Source organism: Asticcacaulis sp. AC460, from assembly GCF_000495795.1.
Lineage (GTDB): Bacteria > Pseudomonadota > Alphaproteobacteria > Caulobacterales > Caulobacteraceae > Asticcacaulis.
This window is the reverse complement of record NZ_AWGD01000008.1, coordinates 35,543-59,896: the sequence shown is the minus strand read 5'-3', so window position 1 is coordinate 59,896 and position 24,354 is coordinate 35,543. Positions and strand designations below refer to the sequence as shown.

Sequence of the window (24,354 nt, the reverse complement as noted above, 5' to 3'; positions counted from 1 at the left end):
GGACGCGGGGCCCGATCCTGAATATGCCCCTTATTCATAAGAAAACAAGGCGGGATGGCAGATCAGTGCAATTTGTCTTTGTAGTAGTCCGCCAAAATTTCAAAGGCCATTTTACGTTCCCCCGTCTCCGACAGCAGCCCTTTGCGGTTCCAGCCGTTCTGGTACACCGGATGCTCACGCCGCGGCGAACGGAAGTCCTTCAATATCCACGGCGACATGCCGCGCAGATTACCGATCCGGTCCGCCATCGCCAGTGTCCTGCGGTAATATTGCGCCTGATAGTCCTCGGAAAACTTGTGCGTCGCCGTCGGATCAAAATACCCCGCCAGGGCATCGGCGCCGAACTCCGAAAAGATCAGCGGCTTGTCCGCCGGCACATCCCACACCATCCCCGGCAAGTCGTCCAGCCCGTCATCGCCATACCATCCGGCATAGGTATTGACCGCCATCACATCCAGCTTCGGCAGCAGCGGATCGGCGATCTCGATCACCGGATGGCCATCCACCGTCTTGCGTTCGACCAGCAACGCCGCCCCGATCAACCGTGACGGATCCAGGCTGCGCACCGTATCGGACAAAGCGCTGTGAAACCGGGTGCGCGGTTCCGACACCGGCGTCTCGTTGCCGATGCTCCAGATGATCACCGACGCCCGGTTGCGGTCGCGATAGATGGTCTCGGCCTGCACCCGCCGGGCCTTGTCCAGCACCGCCGGATTGTCCCAGTCGGCCGTCCAGTAGACCGGGATCTCGCTCCACACCAATAACCCCATCTCATCGGCCAGCCGCACCGTCACCTCCGAATGCGGATAGTGCGACAACCGGACATAGTTGCCGTTCAGCCCGTACTTGATCTCGCTCAGCAAGGCCCGCGCCGAAGCTTCATTGATGATCCGGCCGGGATTGCTGCCCAGTTCCTCTTCGTGCATCGACACCCCGCGCAGAAAGACTGGCTTGCCGTTCAACAAGATCTCGTTGCCCTTGACGGCAATCGTCCGAAAACCGATTCGGTCGCTCACCCGGTCGTCCGCCGTGGCAAACCCGACATCGTAAAGAACCGGCGTCTCCGGCGACCAGCGCTGCAAACCCCGCGGCGCCTTCAGATCAAACGCCGCATAGCCCGTCGCATCGGTCGTCGCCCTGACCGTTACCCCCAGCCTGGCAACGGTCAGGGTCACTGCCTGCCCGGCCGCGCCCGGTCCGCTCAACTGAATCCCACCGGCCAACCGCCCGTCCCCGGTCAATTCCAGGGTCGCGTCATCGATAAAGGTCGCCGGCGTATAGATGACCCGCACCGGCCGGGTGATCCCACCATACAGGTCCCAGTCGGTGATCTCGGTCGGAATGGATTGGTCGTCATGGCGCGAATCCACCCCGACCGTCAGCCGGTTCTCGCCCGATCTCAGAGCGTCGGTGATCTCCACCACGAAGGGCGTAAACCCGCCTTCGTGCCGCCCGACTTCCTTGCCATTGAGATAGACATAGGCACGGTAATTGACCGCCTCGAACCTTAAAAACGCCCGCCGCCCCTCCAGCGCCTGAGGCGTAAACTTACGCTGGAACCAGATCAGCCCGTTATAATATCGCAGTTCCGCTTCCGCCGAATTCCACGCGCCGGGAATGCCCATCTGCGGCCCGCGGTCCAGGTCGAACTCGAAAAACGTGGCCCCGCCCCTCGCCTCCTCGGCGGCGACATCGACATCGCGATAGCGCTGCATGCGCGACTTGGCGACCCAGCCATTGATGTCGGTCAACCCCGTCCGATACAGGTCCTTGGAATAGGTCCACTGGCCCGACAGGTCATCACCGCTCCGCCCCGTCAACAGAACCCTTGGCCGCAGATCCTGGGCCGCGACCGTTCCAGCCACCAGCCAGACCAGCACCATGGCCATCAGCGCGCGCATTATCCTCATACCGGCTCTCCAAACTGGATTTCCGGCATCTTCGACTACAAAACGATCAATTTCAATCCTTATCGATCACAATTTATCGCCCGTCTTCGGCCCCAACCCCGCGCATTGCGAGATCAACCCCGTGTATCCGGCATCTTCCTTTTGCATCATCACCGATATGATCCGGCCGTCGCTCAAGGGAATATCGATGCTGTTGGCGATCTCGACCTTGGCGGGGTCGTTGTTGTCCTGGTTGAGTTCGTTGGTCTGATTGTTATCGTAGGTAAAATGGTCCGGCGTGGTCGCTTCCGCCCCCATTTGGCCGGCCTCACCGGTCGAACGCACCACCACGAACATCGCCAGGCCATCACGTAGGGCGCTGTCGCCAATACCCAGTTGCGTCCCGTCGGCGCCCTTGAAGCTGCCTTCCAGTTTCAGCCAGTACCCGTTCATGATGGGATCGGAACTGGGCCGGAAGTCGCAACTGAGGCGCAGATCCAGTTCCCCACCGCCCTGCAGCGCCACGGTGCGCGTTGCCTGCACCACCTTGGCGTCCGGTCCGGTCGGCACGATCGTCCAGCTCTGCGCGGCCGCCCCGGGCTCAACACCCTGCGCATGCGATCCGTCCTGCGAACAAGCGCAAAAACCCAGGGCCATAAAACCGACGGCGGCCATCGCGCGAAGACGATCCCCGATGATCATGACTTGCCACAAACTTCGCGGGCATTTGCCTTGGCGCTATCGACATTCTCTTGCAAATGTTCGGCGTACGCCTTTACGCCTTCGCGCTGCTCCTCGGTTTGCATGGGCTGTCCGACCAGGGAATAGATGGCGCTTTCAAACCGATCTGCGGCATATCTGTAACGACTGCAGGCATCGGCGTATCTGCCGTTTTCTTCGGCATCGATACCTTCGTTATAGGCGTTGACCGCCTGGTCGACCATCGTACTGTAGTCCTCTGCGATGACGGGACATGCGGCCCCCGACAACGCCAATACGGCAAGGAACACCTTACGGTGTCTACGGATGAACGGCGTCATGGCTTACCTCGGTTGTCAGGTCACAGGCTGGTCTGGAGTTCGGATCAGCATTCCCGACGCCACGATACCGGTGAAACGCCAAACCGCTATCCCCTGAACGGGTGAAGACCTGGCCACCGGTTCGGGCGATGACGGGGCACGCGACGATGCTGCCTCATCATCCTTTAGAAGGAACGTTCACATGACGACCAGGTCTGCCATCGTAAGCGCGGCGGTTGCCATAGCTGTATCGTTTCTTCCGCTTGCCGCCCATGCCCAGGATGAGGCAACCATCAAGAAGCGCGCCCTGGCGGGGTACGACCATATGATCGCCGCCCTGGAATACGAAAAAGAAGGCAAGTATCACGATGCCTGCCGCTATTACACCTATGCCCGGGACGAGCTTTCGGGCGCCATCCTGGCGTCGGCCGGTGTCAGGACCACGATAGATCTCCAGGAAATCCAGAGCCAGGTCGATGAGGCCATGGCCAGAGCCAGGGCCGTATGCGGCAAGGCCGACGAACCCTCCTGAGGCGAAAATATCGTCAGTCAACGGACGGTCACCGTCCGGCGACACCTCCCCCCCCCCCCAACAGATGAAGACGCAATACCGGATTTCAACCGAATTCGACTGTGTCCATCAAGGAAGCGAATGACACCATGTCCATATCACACCCGTCACGCCGCAATCTCATGCTGTCAGCCGGCGCCCTTGGGCTGATCGCGACCCTGGGCAGCCAGGAAGCCCTGGCCTTCGGTAAAAAGGACAAGACGGCTGAGGCGCCCAACAGCGACATATTCTTTCCCAATGCCAATGCGGCGGCGCTCTCCGGGATAAAGCGCGTCGTCATTGCCAACTACGTCATCGCCTTCCAGACCGAAGCCAGCGACTTTCGCGAGGCCACACGGTTCAACAAGGCCGAGACGGCAGCGTCGAACGCCTGGGAAAATTTCGACGTCGGCCTCATGCAGGAGATTACCGACGCCGGTTATGCCCGGTTAAAGGCGGATTTTATCTCACACGGCATCGAGGTTCTGGACACATCGGTCCTGGCGTCGCAACCGGCCTACCGAACCATCCAGACGGCGACGGGATTCGGCAGCCCGGCCTACTGGGGAAACGGCGACGGCAAGGCCGTACTGGTCGCGGCGACCGGCCTCGCGCCGTTTCAGAGCTATGGTCCGGAAACGGGCAATTTTGAATTGTACAATGGCAAAAGCGACGGCGGCGCCCCCAATCCGCCGACCATGATGAAACGGCTGAAACCCTATCAGCTTCCGGGATGGGAAATCGACCTGGCCAAGGCGCTGGATGCGGTTGTCGTCAAGGCCTGGCAGGTGGTCGATTTCGGCAAGGTCGAAGCCGGCGCCAACCGCTGGGGTTTTGGCGGTGGTGGTGGCACGCTGGACCGGGCCGAGCACACGGCCAATGCCTCCAGCCATGTGCGTATCCGCGAGGAACAATCCCGGCTGTCGTTCCGGCTTCCCGGTAGCACCAACCGCAAGGGCGAAAGTGTCCGGCAGATTCCGGCCACCCACATGGCGCCGCCCAAAGATGGCGATGTCGTTGTCGCGGTTGGAAACCCGATCTTCCTCGGTTCGGACCTGTTCACCCTGAGCGATTCCGGCGAAACCTCGGGCCAGCGCCTGACCGGCTTCCTCCTCGGCGGCGCCAAACACATCAATATCGCCGCTCATCTCACCGATCCCGGGCTTTACAAATCAAGGGTATCCGGCGCCGTCAACAGCCTGATGGACAGTTTCGTCAACGCCGCCCTGGGGACCCCATAAGTACGACACGTCTATCTGATACCCAGGCGCGACAAGACTTGCCCCTTTCTGGCCGATTTGCCCTATAGTTGCGGCTGAACCTGGACACCAGCGGGGCACATCCGATGATCGACCGACGTACCGCCATGGCCGGAGCCGCCGCCCTCGGGCTCGGGGCCACGCCCCAGGTCACCGGCTCCGCTGCCTGGCAGGTCTTCCTGCTGGCCGGCCAGTCGAACATGGCCGGGCGCGGTGTCATCCCCAAGCCGATGGATGCCGACGGCCTCCCCTCACCCGATATATTCATGTGGGATCCCGACGCCGGCATCATTCCGGCGACCGACCCGATCCCGCACCCCGAACGCGGCGCCAAGCCAACCGCCATCGGCCCGGGCATGTCCTTCGCCAAGGCCTGGCACGCCGCAAAAGGCGGCCGGCTGTTGCTGGTCGGCGCGGCCTGGGGCGGTACGGGCTTCTTCGAACAGGTCCCCAACTACGGCCAGCGCTGGTTGCGGACCCAGGACCGCGCGGTCGGCGGCGACCTCTACCGCAGGGCCGTCGCCCGTGCCAACGCCGCCATCCGCGCGGCACAGGCCTCCGGGCCGGTGGCCTTCGGCGGCATTCTGTGGCACCAGGGCGAAAGTGACATCGGCGCGCACGCCATGGCCGGCTACGCGGCGGCGCATGTCGAACTGATGCAGGCCCTGCGCGCCGAGATCACCGGCGCCGCCGACGCCCCGATCGTAGCTGGTGAGCTGACGCCGCAATACCTGGCGCGCGAGGGCAAAGCCCTGCAGAAGCTCGATCCGGAGCAGATGCGGCTGTTCCTGGACTACCTGCACAACATCGATCGGCACCTGCCCCGTTCCGGCTGGGTGTCGAGCGCGGGTTTGACGTGCAAGCCGGGCGACCCGGTCCATTTCGACGCCGCCGGGCAACGCGCCTTCGGCCGCCGCTACGCCGAACGCCTGCTGACGCTATAACTCTCCTTCGCGCCTTCGCGTCTTCGCGTGCGACCTCTTGCTGCCCTTGAATTGATTTCACGCGAAGACGCGAAGGCGCGAAGGCTTAGCCAATATTCCTACTTCGCAGCGACAATCAGTCCAAACTGAGGAGTGTGAATCTCAATAATATAATCCCTCCCCGTGATACGGGGAGGTGGATCATTTGCGGTAGCAAATGAGACGGTGGAGGATTGGGCCCGCCGTAATCTTTCACAAAAAACCGCACGCGCCTTTCGACGCGTGCGGTTCCTGTCAATCCAATCCGTAAAGCCTACTTCTTCACGGTGATCGCCTTACCGGTATAGGCGACCTCGACCGAGTAATCGTCCATCGCCGCCGAAGTCGACACACCCGGCGTGATGAAGCGCACCCGGAACGTCCGGTTCTCAACCATGCCCTTGAAGCTGCCGGTGCGGTCACCGATGATCAACTCGCCCGTCGCCTCGTTATAGGTCAGCGGAATCCGCGAATAACCGCCCTTGACGTAGGCGTTCGACACGCCGTCATCCTCGTACAGGCTGAACGAACCGTCCTTGCCGGTATAGACGTGGAAGACCAGCGGCGCATCGGGCTTTTCGTCAACATACTGGATGGTCGGCCCGAACGGTATGATCGCGCCGGCCCGAACGAACAGCGGCATCTGGGTAACCGGAGCATTGACCTCCAGGGTCTGCCCACCGCTGGCCTTGGCGCCGGAATAGAAGTCGTACCAGTCGGTCCCCGCCGGCAGATAGACCTTGCGCGACCGGGCACCGTATTCCGACACCGGCGCGACCAGGATGGCCTTGCCGAACATGTACTCGTCATTGATGTTCTTGCCGTTGGCGTCGCCCGGGAAGTCCATGGCCAGGCCGCGCATCAGCGTACCCGAGTTGAAATAGATATCCGACGCATTGGCATAGATGTACGGCATCAGGCGGTAACGCAGCTTGTCGTACCACACCATGCTGTCGCGCATGTCCGAGCCTTCGGGCGAGATGATATGGATCTCGCGCTTGACGCCTTCCCCGTGCGACCGGAACAGCGGCGAGAAGGCGCCGAACTGGAACCAGCGCAGGTTCAACTCGTGCCATTCCTTCAAATCCTCCGGCTTGATCTGGGCCGCCGCAGTCGAACGGTTTTCCTGCAAGCCGCCGACATCTGCGCCCTGATAGCGCGCCTCCTGGGCATAGCCGCCGATATCATGCGTCCAGTTCGGCACGCCCGAGAAGCCAGTCTGAACCCCGGCCGAGATCTGGTCGTGCAGGTTGTTCCACCGGCCGACCGTATCGCCCGACCACACCGCCGCCGCGTTACGCTGGACGCCGGCAAAGCCCGACCGCGTCAGGATGAACTGGCGCTCGTCCGGCTGATCACGCTTCAGCCCGTCATACATCGCCTTGGTGTTCATCAGCGCATAGGCGTTGTGCACCACGGCGCCCGGCCCCATCTGGGTCGGGGTGATCAGCTTGGCGAACTCTTCCGGGCTGGTGTTGGAGCGCACGTCCGGCTCGGTATTGTCCATCCACCAGGCGTCGAAGCCCAGGTCGATCAGCTTGTCCTTGAGCTGGCGATAATAGATGTCGCGCGCTTCCTGATTATAGGGCGAATAGTGCGAGTTCAGGTAACCCGGGCCAACCCAGTCGCGGGCGCCGTCCTTGACGTTGCCCATCCACATATAGCCCTTGGCCTCATACTCCTTGAAGTTGGCGGTGTTCGCATAGAACTTGCCCCAGATCGAGATCATGATCCGGGCGTTCAGCTTGTGGACCTCGTCGACATAGCCCTTCGGATCGGGGAAGCGCGTCTTGTCGAAATCGTGCGAGCCCCACTGGTCTTCCGGCCAGTAGAACCAGTCCTGGACGATGTTGTCGATCGGCCAGCCGCGGGCGCGGTATTCCTTAAGCACACCCAGGGCCTGTTCCGACGTTTCATAGCGCTGACGCGACTGCCAGAAGCCATAGGCCCATTTCGGCATCAGTGGCGCCTGGCCGGTGACGTGGCGATAACCGCCGATCACCCCGTCCAGGCTGTCGGACGAGATGAAGTAATAGTTCAGCCCCGTGCCCACTTCCGAGGTCAGGGTCAGCGAGTGACGGTCCTGATCGGGCAGCGGATCATTATGGACGACCGCGACCATGCCGCCGGATGGCTTCCATTCCAGCTGGAACTGGACCGGCTTGCCGGCGGTCATGTCGACTTCGAAATTGTGGTACCACGGGTTCCAGTTCTGGCGCCACACGCTCAGGGTCTTCTTGCCGTCCAGCGTCAGGTCGGCATAGTCGGACGAATAGAGGCGGAACTTGTGACGGCCGGTCTTGTCGGTCGACAGCGTGCCTTCCCACACCACCTTGACCTGCTTGCCCTGGGTCGCCTGGGTGGTCAGCGCCTTGTCCTTGGGCCAGTTCTTGGCGACGTCCGACAGGAACTGATAGTCGATGACGGCTTCACGGCGCGTCAGGATCAGTTTGCCGTCGACATAGTATTTGGCGGTCAGCGCGCCGGCCTTGCCCTTAACATCCGAAAGCTTCAGGTCACGGCCCAGATGGCCGTAACGCTTCGGATCGCCGAAGCGGGTGACCGAGTTGTTGTCCCACAACAGGCCGTAATTCTTGTCCGACACCACGAACGGGATGCCGATATCCATATTGTGCTGGCGGATTTCGACGTCTTCGCCGTTCAGGTTCATCTGGGCGTTCTGGTGCTGGCCCAGGCCGTAGAAGGCCTCACCGGTACCACGGTTGAACTGCGCCTGGGTAGCGACGTAAGGCTGACCCTCGACGGTGACCGGGGTGATGCTGCTCTTGGCTTCCGTCAGCACGGCCTCGCCGGCGGCATTGTAGAAGGTCAGGTTGCCGTCGCTCAGCGACACCTTGGCCGACGACTTGCCGGCCTTCAGCACAACCGCCCCGCCCTCTTCGGTAACGGTAAAGCCACCCTTCTGGCCTTCGACGACGGACATCAGCGACGGGATCTGCGCCCGCTTGGGATCGTCCAGCCCGACGACATGAATGATGTCGTCGCGGATGACCTCGAGAACGATTTCCTTTTCGGCGCCGCTGTCGGGGCGCACGATCACGCCGGTGGCGGTTTTCTCGAACGTGCCCGCCCAGGCCGAGCCCGCACAGACCATCATGGCCAAGGCCGAAACCGATGCCAGAACCTTCATCTTCATCATCTCAACTCCCTGATTTTTGTGGGCGCCTCCACAGGTCGGCGCCAAAGCTCGCTCCCTCCTCTCCATCTTGATGGGGAGGTGCCGGCGAAGCCGGCGGAGGGGTATCTTTCTTACTTTTCGAACGTCGCCAATCTTACCTTAAACAACCGCGGCTGCGCGAAGTTCAAACCGTAATCCGTCTGGTCCCCGTTCCACACGCGCTCGAATACCCAATTACCCTTGGCATCGTAGTGACCTTCTTCGACGCGGTCGAGGATAAATCCCTTCGCGGCATTCGCCGACCCGGCCCCGAACGAAATCCGGGCATGGTAGCCTGCCACCAAAAACTCATTATCCGACAGCTTCGCCACGGCAACCCCACCACTGGGAATCTCCGAACCTTCCGGATAGCCGTTCTTGTTCTCCGGGTCCCATTCCGGCATGCCGAACTGCCACTGACGGTAAGTGACCTTGGCGTTCCAATTCGGTCCCAGATCCAGAGTCTGGGCCGAATGATCGTCGGGCTCGGACACGCCCCAGACCTGGCTTTCGAGCGACAGCTTGGGCCACACCCGCTCCAGCGGACGGAACAGCTCGTAAAGATCGCCGAACGGCTTGACCATCTCGGGACCGCTTTGGGTCGACCCCAGCGGGAAGTTCGAATAGCCGGTATAGTCGAAGCCGAACGGATCGAAACCGATGCCCTGACGTCCCAGGGTCGAAAAGATAAACCGCGCATAGGTCGGCCGGTTCCCGCTTTCGGCGACGAACAGGGCATTGTCCTTGCGGGCATAGAAGTTCAAGGTCGCCTCATAGCTCTGCGAGCCCGGCGAATAGAGGTCCGGCGCCAGCAGGTCGATATGCGGTGCAGCCGCCTTGTAGACGTCAATGACATTGTAGGTCGGCCCGCCGGATGCATAGGAACCCGGCGCCTGCTCCGGATTCAACGGATCCTTCAAAGCCGCGTTCATATAGGTCGGCAGCGGATAGACGGCCTTGCCGGCCGCGGCGATATTGTCGACATAGGACGCGATCGACCAGGCATGGAAGAACTCGTCGGCATCCTTGCCGAAGACTTCGTTCCAATTCCCAGCCGGCTTGTTGAACTTGCGCAGCAACGCCTCCGGCACCGGCTGGGCCATGATGGCATTGGCCTTGGCGGAATGGTCACGCGCCGCGCCATAGACCCCGACCTCGTTCTGCGGCTGCAACATGATGACGGTGCGCTGGCCGCTGTCGATCGCCTTGATATGCTCAATCAACTTGACATAGGCCCGCTTGTCGGCCTCGCGCGTCGTCTCATACAGCGGCGACAGGGCATAGGACAGCGTGCCATCCTTGTTGGTCAGGCGGGGGAAACGCTTATTGTCGCCCTTGACCCACGACGGCGTATAGCTGGGACCGGTATTCTTCCAGGTACCGAACCACAGGATGACCAGGCGGACATTGTTCTGCCGCGCTTCCTTGATCAGCGCGTCGACAAAGCTGAAATCGAACGTCCCTTCGACGGGCTCGACCTGCTCCCACGCCACCGGCATGACCAGGGTATTGGCGTTCAGATCCTTGATCGCCGGCCAGACGTCTTTCAACGCGGCCGGATAGTTGCTGGAATTGTTGGCCTGGCCGCCCAGGATCAGGAACGGCGCGCCATCGACCATCAGCGCGAACTTGCCATCCTTCTGCACCAGCGCCGGAATCGGCTTCACGGGAGCGGCCTTTTTGGCCGCGGCCTGCGCCATCGGCGCGGCTAAAACCATTGATAACGCTAACACCACGCCGCCGATTCGCTTGGCTGTTGATTGTCTCACCCGAAGCTCCCTATCCGTTCGCCCATTAAGGCCGTTTCGCAGATTACGGGAAAAACCAGGTTTTCACCGGCTCTTTCCATATATGCAGTTTTTATCACGTGTGAAATTTGTCATATAAAATTGCCACCGATCCGGCAAGTCCAATCGACGCAACTTGTGTTATGACCGGTTTTTTGTCAGTTTCGCCCGCAGGTGCGCGAATCTGCGCAACCCGATGGAAAATTATAATGCGTTCCGAACACGGCGTCAGCCTGGCTTACGGTCTTTTGAAGACGCTGGGTCAATCGATCGTCACCGGCGAATTCGACGGCAAGACCTTCCCGACCGAAGCGGAACTTTGCCAGCACTACGGCGCCTCGCGTACCGTCATGCGCGAAGCCGTCAAGATGCTGTCGGCCAAGGGCCTGCTGTCGTCGCGTCAGCGCCAGGGCACGCGCATCGAGCCCGTCGACAACTGGAACCTGCTCGATCCGGACGTGCTGCGCTGGCTGATGGAGCGGCCCTTCTCGAACAAGATTTTCCGTGAATTCGCCCAGATGCGCCTGGCCATTGAACCGACCGCTGCCGCCCTGGCCGCCGAGGTCCAGGACAAGCGTGCGATCGCCCAGATCCGCGACGGCCTGGAAGCCATGATCGCGACCTCCGGCGACCAGGAGGCGGGCCTTCAGGCCGATATCGACTTCCATGTCGCCATCCTGAAGGCCTCGGGCAACCCCTTCTTCTGGCGGCTGAAGCCGCTGATCAACAACGCCCTGCAGCTGTCGATCCAGCTGACCAACCAGATTTCCGGCCATACCGCCAGCATTGCCGCCCACGAAGCCGTCCTGGTGGCGATCGAACACGGCGATGCCGACGCCGCCAAACAGGCCTCCGAAGCCATTTTACGCGACTCACTCAAGCTCATAGAGACCGTCAAGTAGCGCGAACGATCTCCATTTGGTCGAGTGAGAAAGAAAGCCTAATTTACAATAACTTATTCCTCCCCGTTATACGGGGAGGTGGATTATGAGCGTCAGCTCATAAGACGGTGGGGGATTTGGCCCGCAGTACTCTTCCCCTCCCCCGCCTCGTCCTCCGAAGGCATCAAATCGCCTCATTACAGCGTTATCTCCTTGTTCACCGATCGATGGGTACTATCCCCGCGCTACCGCCGCCGGGGGAGCGACACAGCGGACCTGAGACATGTCGAACGCTATTCTGTTATGCAACCTGGCCATCAAGGGCTCAGCCCGGCTTGCCCTGATCAACGAACGTGACGGCATCCTGACGTCGGGCGAATTCGCCGCCGGCGACGCGCCGGGGTTTGAGAACGCGGTCAATGACTTCCTTGACGAGAACGGCGCGCCTTTCCTGACCGCCGCCGCCATCTCCGCCCCCGGCTGGGAGCAGGACGGCATCCAGCACATGCCCAACCACGGCTACGACATCGAACGCGAGCGCCTGCGCCGCGTCTTCAACGTCAAGCGCCTGCATATCGTCAACCCGACGGTCGCCCGCGCCATGGCCATTCCGAACCTGACGCCCAAGGACTATGTCACCCTGAGCCCCGGCGACGACCTGTCGGAATATATCGACGCCTCGCGCTGCGTGATCGGCACCGGCCCAGGCCTCGGCCTGGCCATCGTCATGAAGGACGCCGACGACCAGTGGACGGCCTTTGCCGGCGCCGGCGGCCATATGGACCTGCCCGCGGCCAGCGACGAACAGTTCGCCGTCTTCAAATACCTGAAGGCCCGCTACGGTCACGTTTCGATTGAGCGCGCCGTGTCGATCGGCGGTTTGTGCGACACCTTCCAGGCCCTGAGCGACCTCGAAGGCGTTCCGTCTCCAGCCTTATCTGTCGAAGACATTGTCCACCTGGCCCATGGCGGCCATGCCCGGGCGAAGGCGGCGATTACCATGTGCCTGGACTGGCTGGCCCGGGCCTCGGCAGACTTTGTGCTGACGACGGGCGCCCGCGGCGGAGTGTACCTGTCGGGGCAACTGATCGAGATGCTGTCGGACTTTGTCGACAAGGACCGTTTCGGCCGTGAGTTCCGCAAGGACGGCCGCATCGGCGACTACCTGAGCGCGGTCCCGGCCTACCAGGTCACCTCTCCTGACGCCGATTTCAAGGGCCTGCAAACCCTCTTCCACTAAAGACAGGCATTGTCAGTTTTAGAGTCCTCCTCCTCTCCACGAAGTGGGGAGGTGTCGGCGAAGCCGACGGAGGGGTATACGATCGATACCCCATCCGCCAACCCTCCCGATTATACCGTCGGCGTAATCCGCACCATCACCGCGCCATGCGAAGGCACCTCGGCCGAATAGCGGCCCTTGACCTTCTTGGTAACCTGCTTGCTCCACAGATCCTTGACGGTCGCCTTCATCTCCGCCGGCAACTGCAAGGTCTCCCAATCGACCGACATCACCTTGGCGGCCGCCGACCGGTTGAACAACACCACAGCCCGGTCACCACCGGCCAACGGCCGCACCCAGACCTCGAAATCGCCGTCATCGATCAACCGACGCCCCTGCTGCCCCAACACATCCTGGTCGACGGCGATGACATCCTTATTGGTCAGGATGTCATGCGTCTCCTGGTCCATAGCCGACAGATCATTCCCTGCAATCAACGGCGCCGCCAGCATCGCCCACAAAGAAAAATGCGCCTTGTACTCGATCGCCGTCATGCCGCCGTTGCCGACCTCCAGCATGTCCGGGTCATTCCACTGGTTAGGTCCCGAATCCTTCCACAGGTCGGCCTGGCGGTCCAAAATCCAGGTGAACGAATGGCTATACCCCTCATCGATATCCCACGAATCGCGGATATCGCCCGTCGTCCGCCACTGATGTCCGGCCTTGGCGGCCCAGTCGCGCGGCTTGTTATCGCCCCACTCGCAGATGCTCAGCAGGATATCCCGCCCCGAAGCCCGCAGCGCCTTGGCCATGATGGTATAGGCGGCTTCTGCATTGCGCGGCCCGGTATAGCACCAGTCATACTTGAGAAAATCGACGCCCCATGACGCATAGGTCCGGGCATCATGGAACTCATAACCGGCGCTGCCCGGCCGGCCGCCGCAGGTCTTCACGCCCGCATCTGAATACAGACCGAACTTCAACCCCTTCGAATGGACATAGTCGGCCAGGGCCTTGATCCCCGACGGGAACTTGACCGGATCGGCCTGGATGGTGCCATCGGCCGCGCGCTCGGTCTGCCAGCAATCATCGATGACGATATACTGATAACCCGCATCCTTCATGCCGGTCGACGCCATGGCGTCGGCCACGGCCCGCACCTTGCCTTCGTCGATATTGCAGGCGAACTTGTTCCACGAATTCCATCCCATGGGTGGCGTCGCCGCCAGGTTCGGCTTGGGCGCGGTCAAATCCAGCGTCTCATGCGCCGACGCCACACCCGTCGCCGCCAAGCCCGCCACCATCGCGGCCACGGCCACGGTCATGCGTAATCCCGTCATCTCATATCTCCCTGAATCCCCTTGCCGGGGCCTGCTTTTACCCAGAATAAATATGACAATATCCCGGCTGACAAGTTTCAAAAATTAAATATTTTAAATTGCATAATTTGTTTGCGTTATTTGTCTGACATGATATCCAGCAGGTAACGGCTTTTTCCGGTCGTTGTTTCCTGTTGCAGGAATCCTCCCAACACGACTTTCACCTCCCGGCCTCACCCGGGAGGTAATTTTTTGGCTTATTTCGCGTTCGCAAGAATTTTTCATGACGGTGGTTGCCGTTTTGCCGTCTGCACACTAACGTGCCGCCGCTGTTCATAATTTCACGCCGTATAGGCGGATTTGCCACACTGATTTAAGGGGTTCACGTGTCACATAAACGCGTTCGCAAGGCGGTCGTACCCGTCGCCGGCCTGGGTACCCGCGTCCTTCCCGGCACCAAGGTGGTACCCAAGGAACTGCTGAACGTCGTCGACCGTCCCATCCTGTCCTATGTCGTGGCCGAAGCCCGCGCCGCCGGCATCGAACATTTCGTCTTCGTCACCGGCCGCTCCAAGGGCGCCATCGAGGACTATTTCGACCACCAGGTCGAACTCGAATCGCAACTGCGCGACAAGAACAAGACCGCCATCCTGGACGAGCTCCTGGCCGAACTGCCCAGGGAAGGCGAGATGAGCTTCGTGCGCCAGATGCAGCCCAAGGGCCTGGGCCACGCCGTCTGGTGCGGCCGCGACATCATCGGCGACGAACCCTTCGCCGTCATCCTCCCCGACATGGTTATGGACGCGCAGGTCCCGGCCCTGAAACAAGCCATCCAGGCCTATGATCAGGTCGGCGGCAACATCATCGTCGTCGAAGCCGTCCCCCACGACCAGACACATCAATACGGCGTCGTCGCGCTCGAGAAACAAGACGGCCGCCTGAACAAGATGACCGGCATGGTCGAGAAGCCGCCCCAGGGCACGGCGCCGTCCAACCTGATCGTCTCCGGCCGCTACGTCCTGCAACCGGAAATCTTCGAACTGCTCTCGACCCAGGGCCGCGGCGCCGGCGGCGAGATCCAGCTTACCGACTCGATGTTCCGCCTGATGGAAACCCAAAGCTTCCACGCGCTGGAATATGATGGTACGACCTATGACTGCGGCGACAAGATCGGCCTCTTACGAGCCAATGTCGCCTTGGCGTTAAAGCGTACCGACCTGGGCGAAGCCGCGCGCGCCGCCTTGTCCCCTTATTTTTCGTAGAGCATCTTAGGAGCAGGTGAATACAAACCTGCCGGGACGAAACACCCGTCTGACCTTGTTGCCTCAACCTCCATTTGTTTGTGAGAGATAGACCATGTCCGTGAAGCCCCTCCCCGCCATTGCCGAAAACACCTTCGAATTCGAAACCATCCCGCTGGTCAAGGCGACCGGCTTCCGTGAATACGACGCCCGCTGGCTGTTCGGCAAAGAGATCAACCTGCTGGGCATCCAGGCCCTGGGCCTGGGTCTGGGCACCTACATCCACGAACGCGGCGTCGCGCCGAAACTGGTCACCGGCCACGACTACCGTTCCTACTCGATCAACATCAAGAACGCCCTGATCCTGGGTCTGGTCCAGGCCGGCATCGAGGTTGTCGATATCGGCCTGTGCCTGTCGCCGATCGCCTATTTCGCCCAGTTCGACCTCGACATTCCCTGCGTCGCGATGGTCACCGCCTCGCACAACGACAACGGCTGGACCGGCGTCAAGATGGGGGCCCAGGCGCCCCTGACCTTCGGCCCGGAAGAAATGACCCGCCTGAAGGACATCGTCCTGGGCGGTCTCGGCGTCGAACGTCCCGGAGGCTCGCTGAAGCAGGTCGACGGCGTGCAACAACGCTACATGGACGACGTTGCCTCCAAGCTGAAACTCAAGCGCAAGCTGAAGGTCGTCTGCGCCTGCGGCAACGGCACGGCCGGCGCCTTCGCGCCGCAAACGCTTCGTGCGATGGGAGCAGAAGTCATCGAGATGGACTGCAATCTCGACTCGACCTTCCCGAAATACAATCCCAACCCCGAAGACCACGAAATGCTCCATGAGATGGCCAAGGCCGTCAAGGAACACGGCGCCGACCTGGCGCTCGGCTTCGACGGTGACGGCGACCGCTGCGGCGTGGTCGACAACACCGGCCAGGAAATCTTCGCCGACAAGATCGGCCTGATGCTGGCCCGCGACCTGTCGGCCATCTACAAGGACGCCACCTTCGTCGTCGACGTGAAGTCGACCGGCCTCTACGCGACGGACGAGGTGCTGAAGGCCAACGGCGCCACCACGGTCTACTGGAAGACCGGCCACAGCTACATCAAGCGCAAGACCTCCGAACTGAAGGCCCTGGCCGGCTTCGAAAAGTCGGGTCACTTCTTCCTGGCCAATCCCATCGGCCGCGGCTACGACGACGGCCTGGTCGCCGCCGAAGCGGTGCTGTCGATGCTGGACCGCAACCCGGACAAGACCCTGTCGGAGCTCAAGGACGCCCTGCCCCAGGCCTTTACATCCCTGACCATGTCGCCGCACTGCGACGATGAGCTCAAGTACGAGGTCCTGGAACGCATCGTGAAGGAATACGAAGCCCTGGGCGCTGCCGGTGGCGAGATCCTCGGCCGCAAGATCAAGGAAGTGATTACGGTCAACGGCGCCCGCGTGCATCTGGAAGACGGTTCGTGGGTCCTGGTCCGCGCCTCGTCGAACAAGCCGGAACTGGTGGTCGTGGTCGAATCCCTGCGCTCGGAAGACGACATGCGCGATCTGTTCCGCAAGGAAGTAAAGCCTCGCCTGGCCGCCTACCCGGAAATCGGCGCCTACAACCAAGAGATTTGATCCCTCAGAACCACATCAAATGATGCCGAAAACGCCCTCCTCTCCACGAAGTGGGGAGGTGTCGGCGAAGCCGACGGAGGGGTATCTTTCTTACTTCCTTCCCGCCCCCTTCTTGCCAAATCCCCTCCCTCGGTCCATCCTGCCCCTATGAAACTCAGGGGAACGGGACGCATCATCTTCTGGCCGGGCGGGAGCCTGTGGATGGGCCGTGCGCAAGGCGGTTCCGACCTGCACGCCCACCACGCGATTCAGATCGCGTTCGGCATCGACGCTCCGATCAGCCTCAGAACCGACACCAACGAGACCTGGACACCACATACCGGCGCCATCATCCGGCCGGACGTCGCCCACGAATACCTGGCGTCGGGCAACCTGGTCGCCAACCTCTTCCTGGAGCCGGAATCACACCTCGGCCGCAGCCTCCTCGAACGTTTCCCAAACCCCATCTCCCCCACCACGCAGCACCTGACCGAAAACCTCGTCCGCCTCTTCCGCGAAGACGCCCCCGACGAAGCCCTGACTCACGAAACGCAAAATATCTTCGCCGACCTGGCCGGCCTCCGCACACCGACGCACCCGACCGATCCGCGTATCCTTCGCCTGATCGACTGGATCCACGCCCATATCGACGAACAGCTCACCTTGCCCGCAGCCGCCGCCCACATCCGCCTGAGCGAAAGCCGCCTGCGCCACCTGTTTGTCACCGAAACGGGCGTAGCCTTCCGGCCGTTCGTGCTGTGGGCCCGTGTCAAACGCGCCATCGAACTGGGTTTCAGCGGTACGTCCTGGACTCAAGCCGCCATGGGCGCCAACTTCGCCGACCAGGCCCACCTGACGCGCACCTGCCGGCGCATGTTCGGCATCGTCCCCTCGGCCCTGTCGCCGGCCTGAAGTTTAGCCCCTTCGTTCAAGTGTCTCCGCTCCCAAAGGTCTAAACAGCCGACGTCCCGCAATACTGCGGACTTCATATCAAGGAGACGAACATGAACACCAACCCGAACTGCCAATGCGGCAAAACCTGCGCCTGTGGCCCGAACTGCACCTGCGGCGCCCCTGCCATCCAGGCGCAGGGCTGCGGTGAAACCTGCTCGTGCGGACCTACCTGCACCTGCAGCTAAACCCGCGCCACCGCAAAAAAACCATAATTTTTAATAACTTATACCTCCCCGCTATGCGGGGAGGTGGATCATTTGCTGGAAGCAAATGAGACGGTGGGGGATTTGGCCCGCAGGTGTTTCCGCCTCCTACCGCGCCAACGTCGCCTCAATCATCCGATAAGCCACCCGCCATCACCGCATTAGCCTGATCATTCGGATGTATCCCATCGCTGGTATACTCGGCCTTCAACAGCCCCTTCCCGTCCCGCAGCACCGGCCCGTAGTCGATCAGCCCGTATCCCCGCTGGCGGCGCACAGTATCAGAACCAAGACGATCGCGCGTACCATGTACGTCCTTCTAAACAGTCGATTTCCATGACCCGCCATGTGCGGCGTCACTCCATCAGACAGGTCGTGTCCGCAGCCGTGCAGTCCGTCCTGTAGGGTACACTCCTGGCGCTGGTCAGGCTGGCGATCCCCAGGTCGAAGCCGTTGACGACCTTGACCGTCAGTTCCTGCCCCGGCGCGAACTTGTAAACCTTCACCGTTTCAGCGCCGATCTTCGCCAGCAGCGGATTGGTATCCGCCGCCCACCGGCCGGTCCTGGCGGTGACGATCAGCGTGCTTGTCGTTGTCGCCTTGCCGTCGGAATAGTAGGTGTGGGTATTGTTCGTAACCCCGACCTCACCGACTTCGGGCAGCTTGCCGACGGCGTCTGCGACCGCCTGTTCCGCAGGATATGACACGACCGCGCTTGGAAACCACGCCGCGACCAGGCCAGGCCCGACGACCGCCAGGCCCGCCGCCCCCAAAACCAGCACCGCGGCCACCGCGGCATGGACAGCGCCCTTGGGCTTTGGAACCTCACGCGTCGCGGCATAAACCACCACCGATCCCGACAGCAGGTCGTGAAACAGCCGGCGCGCCGGCCCGCCGAACAGCACCAGATAGATCTGCGCCAGGCCGACACCGAACACGGCGGTGATGGCGACGACGCTCAGAACCTGAAACAAAACCGGGTCGGCGATATAGAAGAACCAGCCATTGAGTATGGCCGGCCCGACCAGGAAGATCGCCCGCCACAGCGCCACGAACAGATTGAGCGGCTTGCCGTTCAGGCTCACCACCTTCAGCCCCAGCAACCGCTTGCCCAACGTGCGGCCGCCGGCGAGGCTGCTGCCCAAAATGCCGTGATACAGAACACCGATCCCCAAACCGATAAACCGTGCATTCGCCCCCAAGGGCGAGACATAGTCGAACGCGGCCCAGCCGATGGCGTAGCCAATCAGCCCGAGGACGATCGCGTCGACGAGCCATGCCCCGACCCGTGGCCAGAACCCGGCGAAATGTTTTGGTGTGTCTTCAGTCATCCCCGCCCCCATTGCTGGACGCACTGTATCCCATTCTCTCACCTTGGCCAACCGGACATGCCTGTATAGGCAATAGGAGCGCCCGATCACCTCTGGTAACCGTGTTTTCCATATAAATGGAGAAACGGGATGCGCCCTTTCATCGCTCTTGCCCTCATCTGCCTGCTCGCCGTCATCGGAGTGAACCCGGTCAGCGCGGCCCTGGTCAAGAACCGCGGCGTTGACGGCGCCGTGGCGATCCAGTTGAACGGAAAAACCCTGCGCATCGCCAATGTCTCCGGCGGCGACCAGATCCGTGCGACCGGCAAGGCCACCAGCTACACGCCGCTGGAATTCGACATGAACGCCAGCGAGTTCCTGCTGGCCGCGCCGGAATTCTCCGACATGATCGCCGGACGCGCCTTCTATCCCGATCTCGTCCTCCTCCAGAGCAACACCAATTTTCAGATCCAGTCGGCGACCCGCATCGTCACCCACGATATTGCCATCGAATTTCCGCAACTGGACGCCGGCGGCAAACAGGACGCGACCTTCCACATCACCCTGACACCCCTCAGCCTCGAAGACTCGACAGCATCGGGCACCCTACCCAACCGCGTGGCGAAACGCATGCCTCAGGGCAGTTTCCGCCTGATCGCAACCGGCCTCAAACAGCCGCAGATCCAGGCCATCACCTCGCGCCCCAAGGTGTCCGTCGCCTACGCCCCTGACCGCGAACCCGGCCGCCGCTTCACCATCACCGCCGCCCCCATGACCTTTGAGCATTACGCAGGCTCGCTGACGGCGCCGGGCGACATCCTCGACTGGGGCAAGAAGCAGATGGCGACGGCCGGCTACGTCCCCAACAACCCCGAAACCTTCGTGCCGCTCGACATCACCCTGCTGGCCGCCAATCAAACCGACACCCCCAGCCTCACCCTGCACTTTGCCGCCGCCTGGCCGGTCCGCATCAACACCGCCCTGGCGGCCGGCGGCGCTCATGCGGTTCGTCCCGGCCTGACCCTCAGCGCCGACACCCCCAGCCTGAGCTATGTCCTGCCCAAGCCCGGCGACACCACCAACGACGAGCCCCCACCCGCAGACGACAAACCCCGGCCGCCCGTCGATCCCGACGCCATCCAGCCCGCCTCGACCGCCGCCGTCATGGACGAAACCTACTATGTCGACGCCGAACGCAACCTGGCCCTCACCCTGACCGGCGTGCGCTACTCCGCCGAACGCTACGCCGTCACCGAAGCGGAAAGCTCGTCGAGCGAAATCGTCCCCGGCCAGGGCCAGAAACTGCTGATCGCCACCTTCGACGTCACCAACGTCAGCGACCACGAAATCCGCCTGCCCTACCACTATTTCACGGCGACGGCGCGCGACGCCAAGGGCGGCATCCGCCAAAGCGAAGCCAGCTACCGCGCCGAAGACCGCAACGAGTCCGAGGTCGGCATCCTGCCCGGTGAGACCATCGCCTTCGAGACGGTCAACCTCATGTCCGCCGCCTATCCGGTGCAGGAACTGCGCATCGCCAACGCCTCGGGCGAGAACGTCTACAACCTGAAAACCGCGCCCGTGACGCTGCTCCCTGGCCACCTGTCGGCCGACGGCATCGCCTTCCCCGACAAGGTACCGGCCGTAGCGGGCGAATGGTATCCGGCCGGCGTGGTCGACATCAACCTGGCCGATGTCCGCGTCTCGCGCGATCCGGTCGACGGCGAAGCACCCGGCGACAACTACGAATACCTCGTCACCACTTGGCAGGTCCGCAACGGCGCCCTGGGCCAGCGCGCCTGGCCCGCCCAGGCCTCCGTCTATGTCTATGACGTCAACGGCCAGTCCTGGTACAGCGGTCAGGCCCTGACCGAGGAACTGACCTCCGTCCAGCCGGGCTTTGCCGGCGCCGGCCAGGACGGCGACAAGCAGACCGTGGTCCTGGCCGTCTATGTCCCTAAGGGCACCAAGGTGGCGCGGATCGAATTCACCCAGGGCGGTAACCACAGCTTCGTGTTCAAGCCGTAACCGCCGTCAGGTGGTTGAGCAGCGCCCGCAGTCGCGCCGGATCGACCGGCTTCTGGACTAAGAACACCCCGGCCTCATGGGCGCGGCGGATAACCTGGGGATCGACATCGCCGGTCACCAGGCACAGCCCACCGCGTCCCTCCGCCTTCAGCTCCAGCAGGAAGTCCAGCCCGGCATGGCCTTCGCGCAACCGGTGATCGCACAGCACGGCATCGAAACCACCGTCGCTGAGCGCGCCGCGCGCCGCCGCCACATCCGCCGTCAACACGCAGGCCACCTGCCACTGCTGGAACAGCAACCCCAGGGCATGGCGGATGGCCTCGTCATCGTCGATCACGAGCACCCTGATCGCCTGCACCGGCTTTTCGCCCCCAACCTGCCCCGCTACGCCGCCAGGGACGGCAACCGCGCGCGGCAGGCAAAATCCGAACCGCGATCCCTTGCCGGGGCGCGACGCCAGGGTAATGCGGCTATCCATCAGCCGCGCTGTCCGCGCCGCAATGGCCAGCCCCAGCCCCAGCCCCTTGCTACGGTCGCGCTCGACATTGCCCAGTTGTACGAACTCGTCGAAGATCCGCGCCTGGTCCTCCGCCGCAATGCCACGGCCGGTGTCCGCCACCTGAAATTCCAGCCCCGCGTCCCTGCGGCGCACGCCCACCGCCACCCCGCCAACCGGTGTGTACCTCAGAGCATTGGCGACCAGGTTCATCAGGATCTGCTCGCTCAGCACGGCATCCCCCAACGCCCACGCCCGCGTCGGAGCAAAGCTCAGGGTCAGGCTCTGGGCCCGTGCCGCCGGGGCAAAGATGCGCTCCAGCCGGTCGAACAGGGGCTGGACCGCGAACGGCTGGACATCGGTGGTCACCGCGCCGGCATCCAGCCGCGACAGGTCCAGCAACCCATTGAACAGGGTTTCCATCGCCGCGATATTGTCCTGGATCCGCCCGACCAGAGCCTTGCCGTCGGCGTCCAGCGCGATCGAGGTCAGCGAGCCGGAAAACAGGCTCAGCGCATATAACGGTTGACGCAGGTCATGGCTGGCGGCCGCCAGGAACTGCGACTTGGCCAGGCTGGCCGCCTCCGCTCGCCCCTGCGCCGCGCGCGCTTCGGCCAGCAGTTGCACATTCTCGAAACGGATGGCGAAACCGTCGCGCAGGGTCCGGTTCTGCACCCGGCCGAACAGGATCATGATGACGGCGAACAGCGCTGAGGCCAGGCCCAGCACGACATGGCCGAAATCGCCCAGCATCACCATCCGCACCAACACCACGGCGAAGATGGTCCCGACAAAGGCATAACACCCCGGCAGGTTATAAGCATTGCCGGGCACACTGCCGGCCGATATCCCGTACAGTCCGCACAGGGTCAGGGCCAGGGTGATCGGCTCGGCCGGATGCACGAACAGAAAGATGGTGGCGCCCCAGATGATCCCGGCCAGCGCCATATAGGCCGTATAGAGTCCGGCCCAGACCGCCAGCTCCCCCTCGGCCGGATTGCGCCGCCGGTAGGCCAGGAACAGCACCAGCCGCAGCACCTGGCTCAGCCCCTGCACCACCAGCCACCCGATCACCGCCACGGGTTGGCTGTACGGCCAGGCGGTAAAGGCCATGAAGACCGTCACCACCAGGGCGGCCGCAAAGGAGTTGGGCACCTGCCGGTACAGGGTGCGGATGGCTTCCGCCGAGATCGGGTCCGGCCCGGCGCCCGTCATGGCACCAACCCGCGCGCCCGCGCCGCCATCACCGCCTTGACCCGGCCGGTCACGCCCAGGGCGCGGAAGATTTCCGTCAGGTGGGCCCGCACCGTCCGTTCGGCCAGCCCCAGCCGCGTCTCGATCTCCTTGTTGGCGCACCCTTCCGCCAGCAGTTCCAGCACCTCCAGCTGGCGCAGCGTCAAGGCATCGCCGACCGGCGGCTCATCGAAATAGAGCCCGCCCGACAGGATGATATCCAGCGCCGCCATGATGGCCTGCGGGCTCTGGCTTTTTGAGATGAAACCCGACGCCCCCAGGCTCAGGGCCCGCGCCCGTGCGGCGGGATCGTCCCGCCCCGAGATGATGACCCGCGGCGTCAGCGGGTCGCGCCGCGCCAGTATCCCCAGCGCATCGAACCCGGACCCGTCCGGCAGCGCAAGGTCGACCAGGATGCAGTTCGGTGGCCCTTCCCGGTCCAGCACCGTAATGGCCTGGCCGATGGAGGCGGCGCAGGCAATCTCGAACTGCGGCCGCAGGGCACCGCAGGTCGCGCTGAAGCCGTCGCAAAACAACGGATGATCATCGATCAGAAGGATGCGGCCCATATGCTCCCCGGCCCTATGAACGGACCAGCATAGTTATACCACACGGGAAAACCGGCAAGACGGTTTTTGGAAGAAACTATCCAAATTACGAGCCTATACTTACGATCCTTGCCCGCTGGCCGTGGCATGCACACCCTCGGCGATGCGCCGGGCGTCTGCGCGCGAACCATTGCTGACATGGACCGTGACGTAAACCGTGCCGCCGCGAAGGACATATTCCGCCGAAGGCACCTCGGTGTCGCACCAGTGTTCTGCGATCATGCCGCCGGCGACCTGCTCGACCCTGTCATGACAACCATTGGGCGAATCGCTGGTCTGGGTCGGCACGGTCCCCGGCGGCAGGGCGGTCATCTGCGCCATTTCCACGGTGATAAGTTGCACCTCGATACTGACGCCCGTGGTGTCCATCTTTTCCGGATCGTTGATGATGGAATATTGCGCCCCGGCCTGGGCCATCAGGCTGATCCCGTTACCGATCGTACCTTGCGTGACATTGTGCCGCTCAGGCTCGCTGGCCTTGCCCTTCGGTCCGGCTGTCACGGTCATAGGCAAAGCCGCTGCCGCTGCCTCCGCCGTGGGCGTCCCAGCCATGACCGGTCCGGCGGCCATCACCGCCATAAGCGGAAGCGAATAGGTGAGAAATGTCCGGATGCTCATCTT

19 protein-coding genes are annotated in these 24,354 nt (G+C 62.4%); 9 read left to right on the top strand and 10 right to left on the bottom strand.

The features are described from left to right. Positions 1-62: 62 nt before the first annotated feature. From ABAC460_RS28695 to ABAC460_RS28685, 3 genes are all read right to left on the bottom strand, one after another. Positions 63-1,910, bottom strand: coding sequence for a glycoside hydrolase family 2 protein (locus ABAC460_RS28695; RefSeq protein ID WP_031236380.1), 1,848 nt, complete (start codon positions 1,908-1,910; stop codon positions 63-65). A gap of 66 nt (positions 1,911-1,976) precedes the next feature. Then, positions 1,977-2,591 carry a hypothetical protein gene (locus ABAC460_RS28690; protein ID WP_023452046.1) on the bottom strand — a complete coding sequence of 205 codons (615 nt, stop codon included), beginning with the start codon at positions 2,589-2,591 and terminating at the stop codon, positions 1,977-1,979. Then, a complete protein-coding gene (locus tag ABAC460_RS28685; protein WP_155914570.1) occupies positions 2,588-2,929 on the bottom strand; it encodes a hypothetical protein in 342 nt (113 codons plus the stop codon). The genes ABAC460_RS28690 and ABAC460_RS28685 overlap by 4 nt, the downstream gene beginning before the upstream one ends. Positions 2,930-3,110: 181 nt before the next feature. Here ABAC460_RS28685 and ABAC460_RS28680 point away from each other — a divergent pair, with 181 nt between their 5' ends. From ABAC460_RS28680 to ABAC460_RS28670, 3 genes are all read left to right on the top strand, one after another. Beyond that, positions 3,111-3,440: a hypothetical protein gene (locus ABAC460_RS28680; protein WP_023452044.1), complete on the top strand. Its 330-nt coding sequence runs from the start codon at positions 3,111-3,113 to the stop codon at positions 3,438-3,440. A gap of 128 nt (positions 3,441-3,568) precedes the next feature. Beyond that, the gene (locus ABAC460_RS28675; protein WP_155914569.1) at positions 3,569-4,699 is read left to right on the top strand and encodes a hypothetical protein; all 1,131 of its coding nucleotides are present in this window, start codon (positions 3,569-3,571) and stop codon (positions 4,697-4,699) included. 104 nt (positions 4,700-4,803) lie between these two features. After that, positions 4,804-5,661, top strand: a complete 858-nt coding sequence (locus tag ABAC460_RS28670; RefSeq protein ID WP_023452042.1) for a sialate O-acetylesterase — start codon at positions 4,804-4,806, stop codon at positions 5,659-5,661. A gap of 292 nt (positions 5,662-5,953) precedes the next feature. On the opposite strand, the gene ABAC460_RS28665 is transcribed toward ABAC460_RS28670, so the two are convergent. Further along, positions 5,954-8,839: a glycoside hydrolase family 31 protein gene (locus tag ABAC460_RS28665; RefSeq protein WP_023452041.1), complete on the bottom strand. Its 2,886-nt coding sequence runs from the start codon at positions 8,837-8,839 to the stop codon at positions 5,954-5,956. A gap of 110 nt (positions 8,840-8,949) precedes the next feature. After that, entirely contained in the window at positions 8,950-10,575 is a 1,626-nt protein-coding gene (locus tag ABAC460_RS28660) for a DUF5597 domain-containing protein (RefSeq protein WP_023452040.1), read from the bottom strand. Positions 10,576-10,853: 278 nt separating this feature from the next. On the opposite strand from ABAC460_RS28660, the gene ABAC460_RS28655 reads away from it, so the two are divergent. Both ABAC460_RS28655 and ABAC460_RS28650 read left to right on the top strand, forming a co-directional pair. Further along, a complete protein-coding gene (locus tag ABAC460_RS28655) occupies positions 10,854-11,546 on the top strand; it encodes a FadR/GntR family transcriptional regulator (RefSeq protein WP_023452039.1) in 693 nt (230 codons plus the stop codon). A gap of 262 nt (positions 11,547-11,808) precedes the next feature. Next, positions 11,809-12,765: a glucokinase gene (locus ABAC460_RS28650; protein ID WP_023452038.1), complete on the top strand. Its 957-nt coding sequence runs from the start codon at positions 11,809-11,811 to the stop codon at positions 12,763-12,765. Between the two features lie 110 nt (positions 12,766-12,875). On the opposite strand, the gene ABAC460_RS28645 is transcribed toward ABAC460_RS28650, so the two are convergent. Then, complete coding sequence (locus ABAC460_RS28645; RefSeq protein WP_031236378.1) at positions 12,876-14,084, bottom strand: glycoside hydrolase family 27 protein; 1,209 nt, start codon at positions 14,082-14,084, stop codon at positions 12,876-12,878. A gap of 365 nt (positions 14,085-14,449) precedes the next feature. Between ABAC460_RS28645 and galU the strand changes: the two genes are divergently transcribed. The 3 genes from galU (at position 14,450) to ABAC460_RS28630 (ending at position 17,813) form a co-directional block, all read left to right on the top strand. Next, a complete protein-coding gene (gene galU, locus ABAC460_RS28640; RefSeq protein ID WP_023452036.1) occupies positions 14,450-15,325 on the top strand; it encodes a UTP--glucose-1-phosphate uridylyltransferase GalU in 876 nt (291 codons plus the stop codon). A 94-nt stretch (positions 15,326-15,419) separates the two neighbouring features. Continuing rightward, positions 15,420-16,922, top strand: a complete 1,503-nt coding sequence (locus ABAC460_RS28635) for a phosphomannomutase/phosphoglucomutase (RefSeq protein ID WP_023452035.1) — start codon at positions 15,420-15,422, stop codon at positions 16,920-16,922. 201 nt (positions 16,923-17,123) lie between these two features. Next, positions 17,124-17,813: an AraC family transcriptional regulator gene (locus tag ABAC460_RS28630; protein ID WP_023452034.1), complete on the top strand. Its 690-nt coding sequence runs from the start codon at positions 17,124-17,126 to the stop codon at positions 17,811-17,813. Between the two features lie 601 nt (positions 17,814-18,414). Here ABAC460_RS28630 and ABAC460_RS48075 read toward each other — a convergent pair. After that, positions 18,415-19,389, bottom strand: a complete 975-nt coding sequence (locus ABAC460_RS48075; RefSeq protein ID WP_023452033.1) for an RDD family protein — start codon at positions 19,387-19,389, stop codon at positions 18,415-18,417. 129 nt (positions 19,390-19,518) lie between these two features. Here ABAC460_RS48075 and ABAC460_RS28625 point away from each other — a divergent pair, with 129 nt between their 5' ends. After that, positions 19,519-21,396, top strand: a complete 1,878-nt coding sequence (locus ABAC460_RS28625) for a hypothetical protein (protein ID WP_023452032.1) — start codon at positions 19,519-19,521, stop codon at positions 21,394-21,396. Here the strand turns inward: ABAC460_RS28625 and ABAC460_RS28620 are convergent. From ABAC460_RS28620 to ABAC460_RS28610, 3 genes are all read right to left on the bottom strand, one after another. Beyond that, the gene (locus ABAC460_RS28620; protein ID WP_023452031.1) at positions 21,386-23,107 is read right to left on the bottom strand and encodes an ATP-binding response regulator; all 1,722 of its coding nucleotides are present in this window, start codon (positions 23,105-23,107) and stop codon (positions 21,386-21,388) included. The two genes, ABAC460_RS28625 and ABAC460_RS28620, sit on opposite strands and share 11 nt — an antisense overlap. Further along, a complete protein-coding gene (locus ABAC460_RS28615) occupies positions 23,104-23,694 on the bottom strand; it encodes a response regulator transcription factor (RefSeq protein WP_023452030.1) in 591 nt (196 codons plus the stop codon). The genes ABAC460_RS28620 and ABAC460_RS28615 overlap by 4 nt, the downstream gene beginning before the upstream one ends. Before the next feature lie 99 nt (positions 23,695-23,793). After that, positions 23,794-24,351 (bottom strand): hypothetical protein, encoded by a 558-nt coding sequence (locus tag ABAC460_RS28610; protein WP_023452029.1) that lies wholly within the window; start codon positions 24,349-24,351, stop codon positions 23,794-23,796. Positions 24,352-24,354 lie beyond the last annotated feature (3 nt).

Coding starts and splice junctions, on each gene's coding strand:
- ABAC460_RS28695 (WP_031236380.1), bottom strand. CDS start 1,910: ATGAGGATAATGCGCGCGCTGATGGCCATGGTGCTGGTCTGGCTGGTG.
- ABAC460_RS28690 (WP_023452046.1), bottom strand. CDS start 2,591: ATGATCATCGGGGATCGTCTTCGCGCGATGGCCGCCGTCGGTTTTATG.
- ABAC460_RS28685 (WP_155914570.1), bottom strand. CDS start 2,929: ATGACGCCGTTCATCCGTAGACACCGTAAGGTGTTCCTTGCCGTATTG.
- ABAC460_RS28680 (WP_023452044.1), top strand. CDS start 3,111: ATGACGACCAGGTCTGCCATCGTAAGCGCGGCGGTTGCCATAGCTGTA.
- ABAC460_RS28675 (WP_155914569.1), top strand. CDS start 3,569: ATGTCCATATCACACCCGTCACGCCGCAATCTCATGCTGTCAGCCGGC.
- ABAC460_RS28670 (WP_023452042.1), top strand. CDS start 4,804: ATGATCGACCGACGTACCGCCATGGCCGGAGCCGCCGCCCTCGGGCTC.
- ABAC460_RS28665 (WP_023452041.1), bottom strand. CDS start 8,839: ATGATGAAGATGAAGGTTCTGGCATCGGTTTCGGCCTTGGCCATGATG.
- ABAC460_RS28660 (WP_023452040.1), bottom strand. CDS start 10,575: ATGGTTTTAGCCGCGCCGATGGCGCAGGCCGCGGCCAAAAAGGCCGCT.
- ABAC460_RS28655 (WP_023452039.1), top strand. CDS start 10,854: ATGCGTTCCGAACACGGCGTCAGCCTGGCTTACGGTCTTTTGAAGACG.
- ABAC460_RS28650 (WP_023452038.1), top strand. CDS start 11,809: ATGTCGAACGCTATTCTGTTATGCAACCTGGCCATCAAGGGCTCAGCC.
- ABAC460_RS28645 (WP_031236378.1), bottom strand. CDS start 14,084: ATGACGGGATTACGCATGACCGTGGCCGTGGCCGCGATGGTGGCGGGC.
- ABAC460_RS28635 (WP_023452035.1), top strand. CDS start 15,420: ATGTCCGTGAAGCCCCTCCCCGCCATTGCCGAAAACACCTTCGAATTC.
- ABAC460_RS28630 (WP_023452034.1), top strand. CDS start 17,124: ATGGGCCGTGCGCAAGGCGGTTCCGACCTGCACGCCCACCACGCGATT.
- ABAC460_RS48075 (WP_023452033.1), bottom strand. CDS start 19,389: ATGACTGAAGACACACCAAAACATTTCGCCGGGTTCTGGCCACGGGTC.
- ABAC460_RS28625 (WP_023452032.1), top strand. CDS start 19,519: ATGCGCCCTTTCATCGCTCTTGCCCTCATCTGCCTGCTCGCCGTCATC.
- ABAC460_RS28620 (WP_023452031.1), bottom strand. CDS start 23,107: ATGACGGGCGCCGGGCCGGACCCGATCTCGGCGGAAGCCATCCGCACC.
- ABAC460_RS28615 (WP_023452030.1), bottom strand. CDS start 23,694: ATGGGCCGCATCCTTCTGATCGATGATCATCCGTTGTTTTGCGACGGC.
- ABAC460_RS28610 (WP_023452029.1), bottom strand. CDS start 24,351: ATGAGCATCCGGACATTTCTCACCTATTCGCTTCCGCTTATGGCGGTG.